The sequence below is a fragment of the Nonomuraea sp. K271 genome, from assembly GCF_009908215.1.
GTDB lineage: Bacteria > Actinomycetota > Actinomycetes > Streptosporangiales > Streptosporangiaceae > Nonomuraea > Nonomuraea longispora.
In genome coordinates, this window is sequence record NZ_JAAAHR010000092.1 from 1 (window position 1) to 13,859 (window position 13,859).

15 protein-coding genes are annotated in these 13,859 nt (G+C 71.1%); 8 read left to right on the forward strand and 7 right to left on the reverse strand.

The features are described 5' to 3' along the window. The 4 genes from GUY59_RS27715 to GUY59_RS27730 all read left to right on the forward strand — a co-directional run. Positions 1-592: C39 family peptidase (locus GUY59_RS27715; protein ID WP_201761412.1), on the forward strand; the 592-nt coding region annotated here is incomplete at its 5' end. Between the two features lie 12 nt (positions 593-604). After that, positions 605-1,012, forward strand: coding sequence for a VOC family protein (locus GUY59_RS27720; RefSeq protein ID WP_138205881.1), 408 nt, complete (start codon positions 605-607; stop codon positions 1,010-1,012). 31 nt (positions 1,013-1,043) lie between these two features. After that, entirely contained in the window at positions 1,044-1,214 is a 171-nt protein-coding gene (locus GUY59_RS27725; protein ID WP_161714733.1) for a hypothetical protein, read from the forward strand. Positions 1,215-1,446: 232 nt separating this feature from the next. Further along, the gene (locus GUY59_RS27730) at positions 1,447-2,268 is read left to right on the forward strand and encodes a hypothetical protein (RefSeq protein ID WP_138205883.1); all 822 of its coding nucleotides are present in this window, start codon (positions 1,447-1,449) and stop codon (positions 2,266-2,268) included. Between the two features lie 8 nt (positions 2,269-2,276). Here the strand turns inward: GUY59_RS27730 and GUY59_RS27735 are convergent, their stop codons facing one another. From GUY59_RS27735 to GUY59_RS27755, 5 genes are all read right to left on the reverse strand, one after another. Beyond that, positions 2,277-3,008 carry a hypothetical protein gene (locus tag GUY59_RS27735; RefSeq protein ID WP_138205885.1) on the reverse strand — a complete coding sequence of 244 codons (732 nt, stop codon included), beginning with the start codon at positions 3,006-3,008 and terminating at the stop codon, positions 2,277-2,279. Positions 3,009-3,097: 89 nt separating this feature from the next. Continuing rightward, positions 3,098-3,937, reverse strand: coding sequence for an LLM class flavin-dependent oxidoreductase (locus tag GUY59_RS27740; protein ID WP_252375145.1), 840 nt, complete (start codon positions 3,935-3,937; stop codon positions 3,098-3,100). Then, positions 3,934-4,812: a GNAT family N-acetyltransferase gene (locus tag GUY59_RS50875; RefSeq protein WP_138205887.1), complete on the reverse strand. Its 879-nt coding sequence runs from the start codon at positions 4,810-4,812 to the stop codon at positions 3,934-3,936. The genes GUY59_RS27740 and GUY59_RS50875 overlap by 4 nt, the downstream gene beginning before the upstream one ends. 47 nt (positions 4,813-4,859) lie before the next feature. Next, positions 4,860-5,207, reverse strand: a complete 348-nt coding sequence (locus GUY59_RS27750) for an STAS domain-containing protein (protein WP_132334335.1) — start codon at positions 5,205-5,207, stop codon at positions 4,860-4,862. A gap of 35 nt (positions 5,208-5,242) precedes the next feature. Next, positions 5,243-6,682 carry an LCP family protein gene (locus GUY59_RS27755; protein ID WP_138205889.1) on the reverse strand — a complete coding sequence of 480 codons (1,440 nt, stop codon included), beginning with the start codon at positions 6,680-6,682 and terminating at the stop codon, positions 5,243-5,245. An 82-nt stretch (positions 6,683-6,764) separates the two neighbouring features. Between GUY59_RS27755 and GUY59_RS27760 the strand changes: the two genes are divergently transcribed. Beyond that, a complete protein-coding gene (locus tag GUY59_RS27760) occupies positions 6,765-7,781 on the forward strand; it encodes a glycosyltransferase family 2 protein (RefSeq protein WP_138205891.1) in 1,017 nt (338 codons plus the stop codon). A gap of 6 nt (positions 7,782-7,787) precedes the next feature. Here the strand turns inward: GUY59_RS27760 and GUY59_RS27765 are convergent, their stop codons facing one another. Further along, a complete protein-coding gene (locus tag GUY59_RS27765; RefSeq protein ID WP_236667566.1) occupies positions 7,788-9,521 on the reverse strand; it encodes a CDP-glycerol glycerophosphotransferase family protein in 1,734 nt (577 codons plus the stop codon). A gap of 26 nt (positions 9,522-9,547) precedes the next feature. Beyond that, positions 9,548-10,822: a bifunctional cytidylyltransferase/SDR family oxidoreductase gene (locus tag GUY59_RS27770; RefSeq protein WP_138205893.1), complete on the reverse strand. Its 1,275-nt coding sequence runs from the start codon at positions 10,820-10,822 to the stop codon at positions 9,548-9,550. Between the two features lie 112 nt (positions 10,823-10,934). On the opposite strand from GUY59_RS27770, the gene GUY59_RS50120 reads away from it, so the two are divergent. The 3 genes from GUY59_RS50120 to GUY59_RS27785 all read left to right on the forward strand — a co-directional run bounded on the left by GUY59_RS50120 (position 10,935) and on the right by GUY59_RS27785 (position 13,845). Next, positions 10,935-12,359 (forward strand): CDP-alcohol phosphatidyltransferase family protein, encoded by a 1,425-nt coding sequence (locus GUY59_RS50120; RefSeq protein WP_252375146.1) that lies wholly within the window; start codon positions 10,935-10,937, stop codon positions 12,357-12,359. An 11-nt stretch (positions 12,360-12,370) separates the two neighbouring features. Continuing rightward, entirely contained in the window at positions 12,371-12,979 is a 609-nt protein-coding gene (locus GUY59_RS50125) for a DUF5941 domain-containing protein (RefSeq protein ID WP_201761413.1), read from the forward strand. Between the two features lie 131 nt (positions 12,980-13,110). Continuing rightward, positions 13,111-13,845: a phosphocholine cytidylyltransferase family protein gene (locus GUY59_RS27785; RefSeq protein ID WP_132334330.1), complete on the forward strand. Its 735-nt coding sequence runs from the start codon at positions 13,111-13,113 to the stop codon at positions 13,843-13,845. Positions 13,846-13,859 lie beyond the last annotated feature (14 nt).

The window sequence follows — 13,859 nt, forward strand, 5'->3', positions numbered from 1 at the left end:
CCCCACCACCCCGCCTCCGAGCGCCACGCCCACCTCGTCCCCGACCGCCGGGACGAAGGGCCTGCTCAGCCCGCTGAAGTACAAACTCAGCCTCACCGGGCAGCGGCAGCAGAACGGCTACTACTGCGTGCCCGCTTCGTCGTCGATGAGCCTGTCGACCTTCGGCATCAAGGTCAGCCAGGCGACCCTGGCGAAGAAGATGAAGACCGCCGCTCCCGGCGGCACCACGGGCAACGCCGTCACGCCGGTGCTCAACGCGTACGTCAAGTCGAAGGGATTCCGGTTCACGGTCCCGAAGAGCGGGGACGGCAACGCGCTAGTGCTCATGGACCGGATCTCCACCAACGTCGGCGACTACCACAAGGCGCCGCTGCTCGGGGTCTGGATGGAGCAGCTGCCCTGGAACAAGGGCAAGGTCAACGGCACCAAGGTCGCGCACGCGATCATCGCGTACGGCTACGACAAGCTGGCCGGCACCATCACCGTCTACGACCCGGGCAGATCGACCGGCGGCTCCCACACCGTCAGCGCCTCCACCCTGGCCAAGACCCTGCAGCCGGGCTGGAACATGTACTTCATCGAGAAGCTCTGATTCACTACACGGATGCTGCACCACGTCGAGCTCTGGGTGCCCGACCTGCCCCGCGCCACCGAGAGCTGGCAGTGGCTGTTGGCGGCCCTCGGCTACACCCCCTACCAGGAGTGGAGCGACGGCCGTAGCTGGCAGTCGGGGCGTACGTACGTGGTGCTGGAGCAGTCGCCGGCGCTCACCGCCGACCGGCACGACCGCCGCCGGCCCGGACTGAACCACCTGGCCTTCCACGTGGACGGCCGGGCCCGGCTCGACGAGCTGGTGGGGGAGGCGCCGGCGTACGGCTGGACCCTGCTGTTCCCCGACCGGCACCCGCATGCCGGCGGGGACGAGCACTACGCCGCCTACCTGGAGGACCGCGACGGGTTCGAGGTGGAACTGGTCGCGTCTACCGCTCAGGACCTCCCGCCCGCGACGTGACGAGGTACCGGCTTCGAGCACTGTGGTGACGTTGAGCGCCATTTCGCTGCTCCATCGTCCGTCGTTGTCCATCCAGGCGATCACCGGCCGCCCCTGGCCGTCCAGCGTCATGGCCAGGCTCTCGCCGAGGCCATGCCGGATCCTGGCCACACCGGCGCTCCGGCACCGGCCGCCCGAGCAGGCGGCCAGCACGATCTGCTGAGCGTCGGGGTCCTGGTAGGCCACCAGCGCTCGCCCGGCCTCGTCCAGTGCCAGGGCCGGTAGCACGCGATCGAGGGCCGGCTGAGCCCGTCTTGACCGAGGATGAACCAGTGTTTGACCGGGCGTCCTCTCTTGTCACGGCCTCCGGTACCCGCCAGCGGCCTACACGTATCCCCTGTTATGGTCTTACCTCGCCTTAAAAAGCTAGTAAATATTTCTTCATCGGAGGGGTCATGCGGACCAAGAGGAAGATCGCTGTCGTCGCGTCCGTGGTAGCCGGACTCGCCGCACCGGCCGTGGCGGTGGCTCCCGCGGCCACCGCCCAGACCGGGCCGGCGTGGTACGCCTACCACAATGCGAGCCCCGCCAAGAGCGTGGCTCATGTGAAGACCCTCAAGAGCCGCGGATACCGTCCGATCACGGTGAACGTCTCCGACGGCGAGCGCTACGCGGCCGTGTGGGTCAAGGGCTCTGGGCCGGAGTGGGGCATCTGGCAGGGCATGTCCCCCGCCGACTTCCAGGCCAAGTTCGACGGCGCCATGAAGCAGGGCGCGCAGCCGATCTCCGTCTCCGCCACGGGCTCGGGCTCCTCCGCCGTGTTCACGGCCATCTGGGAGAAGCGCCGCGGCGCGTTCTACACCAAGCACGGCCTCACGCCCGCACAGTTCGCCGCCTACAACAAGAAGGCCACCGCCCAGGGGCTCGCGCTCTCCTCCGTCGACGCCTACGGCACCCCCGGCGACATCCGCTACGTGGGCGTCTGGACCACCAACTCCGGCGGCGCCTGGTACTACACGTACGGCCTGTCGCCCCAGCGGCACAAGGCGGCGGCCGAGGAGAAGAAGGCGAAGGGCTACCGGCCGGTCAAGGTGGCGGTGGCGCCCGACGGCACGTACACGGCCGTGTGGCGCAAGGACGGGCGCAAGTCCTGGGCCCACTACGTCGACATGTCCGCGTCCGGCTACCAGCAGCGGTTCGACACCTTCAAGAGCCGCGGCCTGCATCCCGTGCAGGTGAACGCCGAGAACGGCAAGTACGCCGCCATCTGGGAGTAGGACAGGGCTCATCTGGCCAGGACGCGGACGTCTCCCGTCCCGCTGCGGGCGACGATCATGCGGGAGCTCTTCGTCTCGCGCTTGACCGTGGTGCGCTCGCGGCCGTCCTTGCTCGTGGCGGTCACCGCGTACGGGCCGGGCGGCACCTTCGCGGTCACCCTGCCGTCGCGGGAGATCAGGTCGAGGTCGGTGGGCGGGCGGTCGAACGTCACGTCGATCGACCCGTCGAGCGTCCGGCACCTGACCGCGGCCGACGTGAGGCCCTCGGCCCTGATCGAGCCCTCGGTGCGCAGCCGCAGCCGTCCCGAGGCGCCCGTCACCTGGACGTCGTCGCGGCTCACCACGTCGACGTCCTGGGTGAGGCCCTTCAGTACGACCCCGTCGGCCGCCTGGACGGACAGCCGGACGCCGGGCGGGACCCGGACGTGGTAGCGGGCGCCGCAGTCGCCGAACACCATGGTGCAGTCGGCGCCGAGGCGGAGCGTGCCGTCGCGCAGGGACCAGGTGGCGTTGCCCTCGCCGGCGGCCTTGCCGCGTACCCACCGCTCCACCTCGACCCGCCCTCCGGTGCCCTGGAGCACGCGCACGCCGCCCACGGACGACCGGATCGACAGCGCGGTCCCCGTGAAGGCGAACGACTGCGCGGAGCGCACCTCGTCGGCGTCCAGGCTCACGCTGCAGGCCGTCACGGCCATGGCCGTGACGGCCGCGCCGGCCACTAACACTGTGATCTGCCTCATGAGGTCGATGGTGGCGAGACGACGCCCGCCCGCCATCGGCCGGAGGACCGAACGTCGTCAGCCGCCCATCGGCCATTCAGCCATTCGCCTCAGAGGGCCGACAGCAGCGCGTGGACGTGGCGCAGCGGGCCGGACCCCAGCGGGCGCACCGCCACCGTGTCGGCGCCCGCCGCCCACAGGCTCTTGACCTGCGCCGCAGCCTGCTCGGGTGTTCCGGCCGCCATCACCACGTCCTCGGGCGGCACGCCCAGGAACTCCGCCTGCCCGGCCACGGCCTCACCGGTCGCCCCGGCCGCGTCGTCCCCGATGTGCAGGTAGGTGAAGACCACCAGCTCGTGGCCGGCGCCGCCGCCGATCCGCGCCCGGATGCCGGGCAACTGCTCCGGCCCGACGCCCTCGGGCAGGATCGTGCCCTGCGCGACCCGCCCCGACAGCGCCAGCGAGCGCGGGCCCTTCACCCCGGCGAGCACGGGCGGCGGCTCGGCGGGCGGATGCACCAGCGACACGCCGTCAAGACGTACGGACCGGCCGTCCAGGGTGACCGTCTCGCCGCGCAGCAGCGCGCGTACGGACGTGATCGTCTCCTCGAGAAGTGACAGCGGCGAGGGAACGGCCGCGCCGACCTGGCGCATCCATCCGGGTACGCCGTGCCCGATGCCGGCCGCGAGCCGGCCGGGGTGCAGGCGGGACAGGTTGCCCAGCTCCATCGCCAGCAGCATCGGGTTGCGCAGGGGAGCGGGGGTGATGCCGATGCCGACGCGCAGCCGGGAGGTGACGGCGAGCGCGGTGGCCGCCGCCGAGACGCCGCCCGTCCAGCCGAGGTCCTCCACCACCCACAGGTCGCCGACGACGGTGCCGTCGAGTTCTCGGGCGAACGGGATCAGCTGCTCGGGCGGCAGGTCCCGGTCGAACATGACGCCAAGCCTCACGATGCCCTCCAGTAGTAGCGGTAGAGCCGGCCGACCTCCGAGTAGCCGGCGCGCAGGAACGCGGCGGCCGTCGGAAGGTTGGCGGTGTCGGTGGCCGCGACGATGCGCGGCACGCCCGCCTCGGCGAGCGTGCGGGTGCCCCTGGCCAGCAGGTCGTTGACGTAGCCGCGGCCGCGGTGCTCGGGCAGCACGCCGATGTAGGCGATGGAGTGGTCGTCGGGGGCGACCAGCCCGACGGGGGTGTCGCCGAGGTGGCCGATGACGAACCAGTCGGGCTTGGCCTTGCGGCTGAGCAGGTCGTCGTACATCCACCGGGCCTCGCGCTCGGCCCCGACGGTGGCCACCTCGACCCGGGTGTCGTGGTCGAGCGAGCCTTCGGAGACGCGGACGAGGATGTCGAGCACGTAGGACGGGTCCATGCGGCGCGCGGGGCGGTAGGACAGCCGGCCGGGGTCGTCGGGCAGGTCGGTGCCCGCCGCCCATTCGAGCATGAGCCGCTCGACCTCCATGGTGAAGCCGGCCAGGGTCAGGGCCTCGTGCTCGACGGCGCGGTCGACGACGGGGGAGAGTCCGGGTTTGAGGGGGATGTCGTGGATCATCTTGCTCAGCCCCATCTCGTCCAGGCTGCGGCGCAGCAGGCCGGCGGCGGCGACGGGGTCGGGACCGGGGTCGAACTGCCAGGTGATCACCGGCGGGGAGCCGCGAAAGGGCGCCCAGTAGGCCAGGCGGGCCTGCCCTTCCGTGAAGCACCACTCGGGGCGCGTCTTGCCTTCGTCGAAAGCGGACACCAGCTGGGAGCGGGCAGGCTCGGGGAACTGGTCGAACAACGTGAAAGCCTCCATGCGCGCGAAGGGGCTCCCGTAGGGTGCGCCCACGAGGACATCTTCTCGCACGCCCCGCGCCGTTCAAGCCCGCTCGTTGGTCAGGCGGCGTCGTCCAGGGCCGTGCGTGCCTCGCCGAGCGACTCCGTGGTCTCGAAATGGTGGTCGAGGTTGGTGATGGTCAGCAGGTGGCGGATCATGCCGGGGCCGACCACGAGGATCAGGCGGCCGTGCCGCTGGTGCACCTGGTTGAACGTGGAGACCAGCACGCCCAGTCCGACGGAGTCGCAGAAGGGGACCTCGGTCAGGTCGATGACCAGGTGGAGCGGGTCGGCGGCGGCCATCGCCTGCTCGAGCTCCGCCTGCAACCTCGGGGCCCCTGCCACGTCAAGGTCGCCAACGATGTGGACCACCGTGCAGCGGTCCTCCCGCCACTGTCTGACCAGCATGGGCCTCACCTGTCCCGACCGGCAGAAAGATATGCCTATTTCTTACATATGTTCTGCATTGCCGTTTTGGTGGATGGTGTAACGCTCGGCTTCGGCGTCGGCATGGATGTCGTAGCCTTCTGCCGGACCTTGGGCTGATCGCTGCCGAGAATCAGCTCGATGCCGTCGATGTCCACCTCACGCACCTCCGACCCGGGGATGGCCTCGGCCACCACCCGCGCGGCGGCCTCCTGGCCCTTGCCGTGGCGCACGATCGTCTTGCCGTAGTCGTGCTTGTTGGTGTTGCCCGGCTGATCGGGCACCTTGAACCCGTACGCGACCAGAGCCTCCTTCGTACGGGCGCCGAGCCCGTTGATCAGCGTGCCGTTCTTGATCGTGAGCGAGATGTCTTCCGGCGGGATGGAGGACGGCTTGGCCGACGGCGTGGCGGAGGCCGACGGGGTCGGCTGGGCCGGGTCGCGGTCGGCGTCGATCCTGGCGAACATGTCGCGGGCCGCCCGCTCGTCCCACACCACCGCCGACTCCCCGGTGGGCGTCTCGAAGTCGACGTCGGCCAGCGGCACCTCGGCGAACTTCACGTCCCGCAGCGAGACGTCCCTGAGCTGGGTGGCCAGGCCGATCAGCCCGTCGTCGGGATCGACCTTGACCGTGCTCAGCGTCGAGTTGACGAAAGAGGCCAGTGTGCCGGGGTTGGCCAGCGTGCCCGCGCTCGACGCCCGGTCGAGCAGCGCGGAGATGACCTGCTGCTGCCGATCGATGCGGTCGAGGTCGGAACGGGCGGTGGCGCGGGTGCGGGCGTAGCCGAGCGCCTGCACGCCGTCGAGCTTGTGGGTGCCCGCCGGCAGGTCGAGCGCGATCCGCTGGTCCTTGATCGGCACGGGCGTGCACACGGTCACCCCGCCGAGCGAGTCGACCACGTCGATGAAGCCGAGGATGTTGACCTCGATGTAGCGGTTGATCTGCAACCCGGTGGCGGCCTCGACGGTCTGCCTGGCCAGCTTGGGCCCGCCGAACTGGTAGGCCGAGTTGATCTTGTGATGGCCCTTGCCGGGCACCGTCACCCACGTGTCGCGCGGCAGGCTCACCACCGTGACCTTGCGGTGGTCCTCCGACAGGTGGATGACCATCATGGTGTCGGTGCGCTGCCCGGACTCGCGGCCCAGCTTGAGGCGGTTCTGCTGCTGGCGGGTCAGGTCGTCGCGCTTGTCGACGCCCACCAGCAGGATGTTCTCGGCGCCGCGGGACGAGGCCGCGGTCACGCCCGCGTCGACCGTGCCGATCTGGCGCGGGGCCGCCCACACCACGCCGGTCGTGACGAGGACGCACGCGGACAGGAAACCCGCGATCATCAGGTTGCGGCGGCGGGCCCTGGCGCTCCTGAGCGGCCTGCGGGTGCGGGATGGCGGGAGCTTGACGCCGCCATAGGCGTCTCCGCCCACGAGCACACCGGCGTCCTCCTCGCCCGGCTCGCGCATGCAAGTCCCCCTCTGTTCACGCCGGAGGATCGGGCTGTCGATTGCCCTCCTCCCCTGCCCGTACAGTAGCGTGAGCCCCGCCATGAAGCAGTTCCCCGACTCGCCGCACGCTCCCGCGGAGACGCGTGCCTGGCCCCCCATCTCCGTCGTCATGCCGGTCCTCAACGAGGAACGGCATCTCCGCGAGGCCGTCGACCAGGTCCTCGCCCAGAGTTACCCCGGTGAGATCGAGGTCGTCCTCGCCGTGGGTCCCTCACAAGACCGCACCCAGGAGGTCGCCGACGCCATCGCGGCGGCCGACCCACGGGTGACCGTCGTGCCCAACCCCACGGGCCGCACCCCCAACGCGCTCAACGCCGCCATCGCCGCATCGCGCAACGGCATCATCGCCAGGGTCGACGGGCACGCCATGCTGCCCTCCGACTACCTGCGCGTGGCGGTGGAGACGCTGATGGAGACCGGCGCCGACAACGTCGGCGGCGTGATGGCCGCCGAAGGCGTCACGCCGTTCGAGCAGGCCGTGGCCTGCGCCATGACCTCCAAGATCGGTGTGGGCGCCGCGGCCTTCCACGTGGGCGGCACGGCGGGCCCCGCCGACACCGTCTACCTCGGCGTGTTCCGGCGCTCGGCGCTCGTCCGGGTCGGCGGCTACGACGAGCACTTCCAGCGCGCCCAGGACTGGGAGATGAACCACCGCATCCGCCAGAGCGGCGGCCTGGTGTGGTTCCAGCCCCGCATGCGGGTCACCTACCGGCCGCGGCCCAACGTCAAGGCGCTGGCCCGGCAGTATTTCCACTACGGCCGCTGGCGGCGCGTGGTCGCGCGCACCCACGAGGGCACGATCAACCTGCGCTATCTCGCGCCGCCCGCCGCGGTGCTGGCCATGCTGCTCGCGCTGGCCGCCTCGCCGTTCTTGCCGCTCGCGCTGGTCGTCCCGGGGGGCTACGCGCTGGCCATCGTGGCCGGCTCGGCGCTGACGGGCAGCGGGCTGCCGGCCACCGCGAAACTGCGCCTGCCGATCGTGTACGCCACCATGCACTGCTCCTGGGGCTGGGGCTTCCTCACCAGCCCCAGGAAACTGGCCAGGCCGCCGCGGTGAGGTCGCTCAGCCCGCGAGCCCCCGCTCGATGGCCGCGTTGAAACGGGTCAGCGCGTCCGGATACTCCGGCCCGAGCAGATAGGCCCTGAGCTTGACCCTGGCCCGGGCCAGCGTGTCCTTCCCCCCGAGGAAGTCCGCCAGTCCGGCCAGGTCCTGGCCGAGCAGCTCGCCCGCCTCGGTGCTCGGGTAACGCTCGTGGAAGGCCTGCTCCGGCAGGCCCGCCACGTTCGTCACCGCGTACGGCTTCTCGCTGGCCAGGAAGTCGGCCACGACGCTGGAGATGTCCGTGATGAGCAGGTCGCACTGGTTGAAGCAGTCGTAGAGATGCGGCTCCGAGCCGGTGACGACCAGGTGCCTGATCGTCGGCGCCTCGCCGGCCGCCGCCGACGGATGCCTCGCCTTCGACGTGGCCAGCTCGGCCTCCTCGATCATGGTGACGATCTTCCGGTGCGCCCGGACGGCGCTCTTGTCGCGGTGGCCGGTCAGCGGATGCGGCTTGTAGATCACGCGCAGGCGCGGACGGTGGTCGAGCAGCGCCCGCACGATGCGCGGGCCCATGCTGATCAGCGACGTGTGCAGCAGGTCGTCGCTCCAGCCCTCCCAGGTCGGGGCGTACAACACGGTCCGGTACGGCAGTCCTGGCCCCTCCGTCGAGATGCCTTCGAGCTGCGGCCTGCCCACCTCGTGGATGTTCTCGTCCCTGACCCCCACCCTGGCGCGGCGGTAGCGGTCGCGGCCGGCCGGTCCGGCCACCCACACTTCGTCGTAGACCCGGGAGAACGGGTTGAACGACGCCTCCTTGTCGCTGTCGCCGTGGTTGAGGAACACGCTGCGCAGGGTCGGAATGCGCAGCATGTGCACGTTGCGGCCGGCGTTGGAGACGTACAGGCAGAGTTTGGCGTCGGCCAGGGCGCGAAAGCTCATCAGGTCGGCCGACGAAGGGAAGCACACCATCGGCAGGGTGGTCGGCTCCAGGTGGGCGGCCATGCCGCGCTCGCGGAGCACGACGATGGCGCGCCTGTCGATGCGTTCGAGCACGGGCAGCCACATCCGGGCCTGGTAGGCGGCGGCGGGGGCGCCGGAGAAGTACAGGACGACCTCGGGGCGGTACTTCTCCACCTGCTCCGCCACGACCTCCATGACCCTCGCCCGGTCGGTGAGGGGGGCGGCACGGCGTACGTACGGGATGAGCGCGAGCGTGCCGGCGGCGCCGAGCGCGACGGCGAGGCCCGCCCCGAGCGCCGCCACCCTGACGTCGAACGCCGCGCCGAGCACCGGCAGCGCGTCGAGATAGAGGAGACGCGCGCTGCGGTCGTCACGCAGGAAGCGGGGCGGCAGCTTGGGGACGCGGAGTGTGGAGACGTCGAGGTTGCGGGTCGTCACCGGCATCCGGCTGAGCATCTGCTTGAGCCGCAGGGCCAGGCCGGCGTGCCCGGCGCGTACGACGTGGATCGCGAACACGCCGGCCGCCATCCCGAGGAACCACGGCGAGTCGGGCCCGGCCGTCCGCGCCACCAGCAGCAGCGCCATGGTCTCCCTGGCCGCGAAGCGCAGCGTGAGCCCGAGATGCACCTTGCACAGCAGGTCGGGCAGTGGCCGGCCGGCCCGCGGAGCCACGTGCTCCACCAGATAGGAGGCCGCGGCGACGGCCCCGAACACCACCGGCGCCGGCCACAGGGCCGACGCCAGCAGGACGGGGTAGCAGCCGAGCAGTGCCGCGATCAAGATGAGTCTCCTCATGTGATCGCACGGTAACAAGTCTCGGGTCAAGCGTCGTCCACGCCCACCTCTATGACTTGCCCTGATAGGTCGGAGATGAGGATGTCCAGCGAGGTCTGCGCGACGAGGTGCTGAGACGTACCGATATTGAGGCAGTTGACCCGGATGCCGTCAGCAGCCCATTCGCGGGCCAGCGCCCGGGTGAGCCCGGCCACCGCGGCCCGCGAGGCCGCGTGCAGCGCCCCGGAACCGGGCGGGGCGTGCAGCAGCAGGCTGCCGCGCAGGTGCGGGCGGGCGGCGCGGGCCACGTTGAGCGTGCCCAGATGGTTGACGCCCACCGCCTCGGCGACGTGCTCGCCCGTGGCCTCGGCGAGCCCGCCCGTGTGGCCGGCGACCGCCGCGTTCACCACGTGATCGACGCCTCCCACGCCCTCGAGTGCCTTGGCCACCGCGCCGGCGTCGTCGACGCGCACCCCGTCGGCCTCGGAGAAGGTGTGCACACGGGCGCCGCGGGCGGCGGCCAGCTCCGCGATCTCCGCCGAGCCGAAGACCACCACGCTCTGCCCGTCCAGCCCTTCGGGACCGCCCGCCGGTACCCTCGCGGCGAGCTGGAAGAGCCGCTCGGCGATGTGCAGGTCGGCCGGATGGGTGACCTTGATGTTGTGCTCGCTGCCCGGCACCAGATGGATCGGGACGCCGGGCAGATAGCGCAGGACCACGCCGCAGTCGTCGGTGGCGGGCCGCTCGCCGAAGCCGGGGTCGGCCATGGCCCGCGCGTACGCCTCGCGGATCAGCGAGAGCCGGAAACACTGGGGGGTCTGGCTGCGGCGCAACCGCGACCGGTCGAGCACGTCGCCGATCACCTCGCCGCCGGGCGCCGGCTCGGCCACCAGCACCGTGTCGGAGCTCGGGATCGCCACGTTGACGGCCGGGTGCTCGCGCAGAGCCCTGACGCAGTCGGTGATGATGCGCGGCCCCACGAGCGGGCGTACGGCGTCGTGCAGCAGCACGTTGCACTCCTGCGTGCCGAGCGCCCGCAACGCCCGCCACGTGCTCTCGGTACGGCTCGCGCCGCCGTCGACCACCTGGCTGACCTTGCCGTAGCCGCCCCGCGCGACGATCTCGCGCACCCGGTCGGCGTGTCCCGGCGTCATCAGCACCACGATCTCGTCGATCTCGGGGGCGCGCTCGAACACCTCCAGCGAGTGCTCGATGATGGTCCGTCCCGCCACCTCGACGAGCTGTTTGGGCGTGTCGCGCCCGAACCGCTGCCCCACGCCGCCCGCGAGGAGCACCCCAACCGACCGCAGCCGTGACGTCATACCGCGAGCCTAACGGTCCTGTTCCGTGATATCGCGCTGACCTGTCGCTACGCTGTGCCTACGCACCCACGTGCCCACGCGCTCCCGACCCGACCGGGAGGAGACCTGTGCCTTGCCCGACTCTATGACGCGAAGTGGCACCACCAGCCCGCACACCACCGTCGTGGTCCTCGCCACGACCCCGGCATGCGGGCTCACCTGCGACGCCGGCACACTGCTCGACCGGCTCGGCGACCAGCTCGCCACGCTTCCGGTGCGTGAGGTGCACATGGTGACCCCCAGCGGCGGCCTCGGCGCCGACCTGCGCGGGGTGGCCAAGATCGCGCGCACCACCAACGGCGCCGTCGCCGTGCTGCCCGGCGACCTCGTCGTCCACACCGAGGCGCTGGCCCTGCTGCTCGAACACCCCGCCCACGACACGGGCGCGCTGGTCTGCCGCGACACGGCCGCGGCTCCGCTGCGGCCGCCCGTACGCGTCGAAGGCGCCAAGGTCGTCGCCGCGGGCAGCTCGTTCCACCTCGTCCCCGAGGCGAACGCCACGTTCAGGGGCGTGCTGCAGGCCTCCGAATCCGACCTCGGCGTGCTCGCCGACATCGCCGAGGAGCTGGCCGAGCTGGCCGACACCGGCCGCCTCGGCCCTGTCACCCCGGTCGAGGCCGTCGACCTGCTGCTCGTCGGGCTGGTCAGATCGGGCGTGGCGGTGCGCGCGGCGACACTCGGGCCGCTGCACGCCGACCGGGTGACCGGCCAGATCTCCGCCGACGCAGCCCTGGCCAAGCTGGCCGAGGTCGACGAGGCCAAGGTCAAGATCGAGACCGCCGTCAAGCACGACGACGGCTTCTTCGCGACCTACTTCGTCTCCACCTGGACCCGCCACCTGATCAGGCCGGCCGCCCTGCTCAAGCTGACGCCCAACACCGTCACCGGCGTCTCCGTCGGCCTGGCGCTGCTGGCGGCCGTCTGGTTCTCCGCCGGCACCCCGGCCACGCGGCTGGCCGGAGCGGTGCTGCTCTACCTGTCGTTCGCGCTCGACTGCCTCGACGGCCAGCTCGCCCGCTACACCCGCACGTTCTCCCCACTCGGCGCGTGGGCCGACGGCATGGCCGACCGGGTCAAGGAATACGTCGTCTACATCGGCCTGGCCGCCGGATACGCCGGGCCCCGCATCTGGTATCTCGCGGTCGCCGCGATGATCCTGCAGATCGTCCGGCACGCCGTCGACTACACGTACGCGGGGGCCGTGGCCGACACCGCCCGCGTCGGCGCCCTGTGGGGCCGGCCGGCCCGCTCCCTGCTGGAGTCGGAGGACGCCCGCCGCGCCAGGGGAGTGCTCGGCCTCGCCCAGCGGTTGGAACGCGACACCGTGACCCGCTGGCTCAAGAAGATCATTGTGCTGCCCATCGGCGAGCGCACCGCCCTGATCGCCGTCACCGCCGCATGCTGGAACGCCAAGGTCACGTTCCTGTCGCTGCTGTGCTGGGGCGGTGTGGCGGCCCTCTACCAGCTCTGCGGACGGATCGCGAGGTCGGCACGGTGACATCGGTCCACATGGCACCCGTCCCCAGCAGCACGGTCGTGGCCTACCGCGACGACGGGCCGCTCTCGCGCGCCATGGGCATGCTCGTGGCCGGGCAACTGCCGCCGCTGCCGCCGGTGATCGCGGGCACGTTCGTCACCGGGGTGCTGCTGGTGCTCGGGGTGGCCGGGTCCGACGGGCTCGCCGTGTTCGCGCCCGCCGTGACGCTGCTGCTGGCCGGGCCGGGCAGCAGCCACGCGCACGACGGCCGGCTCGACTGGCTGGTGCCGCCGATCCTGCGGGTCATCGAGTACACGTTCATCGCGGCGTGCGGCTTCGCCCACGGGGTGCACCCCGTGATCATCATGATGCTGCTCGGCGCGCTGGCCTTCCACCACTACGACCTGGTCCACCGGGTGCGCCAGCGGGTCTACGCCCCGGCCTGGCTGTCGACGTTCGGGCTCGGCTGGGACGGGCGGATGATGGTGGTCTCGCTGGTCGCTCTCACAGGCTGGCTGGCCGGCGGCTATGTGGTGTTCGCGCTCTATCTGTGGGTGTTGTTCGGCTGGGAGAGCCTCACATGCTGGCTGGCCGCCCCCCAGGCGGGTGCGGAAGCGGCGGATACGGGAACACAAGACTGATGACAGATTACCCACCGTAGGCCGAAAGGGAACTAACCTTTGGGCCTACGGTGGCGCGTCCAACGACCGCCCCACCCCCTGCGCGGGTCGCGTCCAGTGCCCCGCCGCACGTTACGACTGAGGAGTGCACGTTGCTGGGAATGGTTCTGGCCGCCGGGGCCGGACGACGCCTGCGGCCGTACACCGACACGCTGCCCAAGGCGCTCGTGCCGGTCGACGGCGAAACCACGATCATGGACATCTCGCTGCGCAACCTGGCCGAGGTGGACCTGCGGGAGGTCGTGGTCGTCGTCGGTTACGCGGCGCAGGCCGTCCACGACCGCAAGGAGGAGCTCGAGGACAGGCACGGCGTCAAGCTCACCCTCGTGCACAACGACAAGGCCGAGGAGTGGAACAACGCCTACTCCCTGTGGTGCGCACGCGACTACTTCGCCCAGGGCGCGCTGCTGGTCAACGGTGACACCGTGCACCCCGTCTCGGTGGAGAAGACCCTGCTGTCGGCCCCCGGGACGAGCGACATCCTGCTGGCCGTCGACAACGTGAAGAAGCTCGCCGACGAGGAGATGAAGGTCACGCTCTCGCCGGAGGGCGCGCTGCGCCGCATCACCAAGCTGATGGACCCGGCCGAGGCCTACGGCGAGTACATCGGCGCCACACTCATCCGGCCGGGGGCGGCCGAACGGCTGGCCGACGCGCTCAAGGCGACGTTCGAGCGCGACCCGCAGCTCTACTACGAGGACGGTTACCAGGAGATGGTCGAGCGCGGTGAGCTGATCCACGCCGCGCCCATCGGTGAGGTCGACTGGGTCGAGGTGGACAACCACGACGACCTGGCCAAGGCCCGCACCATAGCCGTGCGCTACTGAGGGGGCGCGATGCC

Bases quoted from the DNA above. Each gene is read 5' to 3' on its own strand.
- GUY59_RS27765 (WP_236667566.1), bottom strand. From the start codon at position 9,521: ATGAGGAGACTCATCTTGATCGCGGCACTGCTCGGCTGCTACCCCGTC.
- GUY59_RS27750 (WP_132334335.1), bottom strand. From the start codon at position 5,207: ATGCTGGTCAGACAGTGGCGGGAGGACCGCTGCACGGTGGTCCACATC.
- GUY59_RS50125 (WP_201761413.1), top strand. From the start codon at position 12,371: ATGGCACCCGTCCCCAGCAGCACGGTCGTGGCCTACCGCGACGACGGG.
- GUY59_RS27760 (WP_138205891.1), top strand. From the start codon at position 6,765: ATGAAGCAGTTCCCCGACTCGCCGCACGCTCCCGCGGAGACGCGTGCC.
- GUY59_RS27735 (WP_138205885.1), bottom strand. From the start codon at position 3,008: ATGAGGCAGATCACAGTGTTAGTGGCCGGCGCGGCCGTCACGGCCATG.
- GUY59_RS27730 (WP_138205883.1), top strand. From the start codon at position 1,447: ATGCGGACCAAGAGGAAGATCGCTGTCGTCGCGTCCGTGGTAGCCGGA.
- GUY59_RS27770 (WP_138205893.1), bottom strand. From the start codon at position 10,822: ATGACGTCACGGCTGCGGTCGGTTGGGGTGCTCCTCGCGGGCGGCGTG.
- GUY59_RS27720 (WP_138205881.1), top strand. From the start codon at position 605: ATGCTGCACCACGTCGAGCTCTGGGTGCCCGACCTGCCCCGCGCCACC.
- GUY59_RS27755 (WP_138205889.1), bottom strand. From the start codon at position 6,682: ATGCGCGAGCCGGGCGAGGAGGACGCCGGTGTGCTCGTGGGCGGAGAC.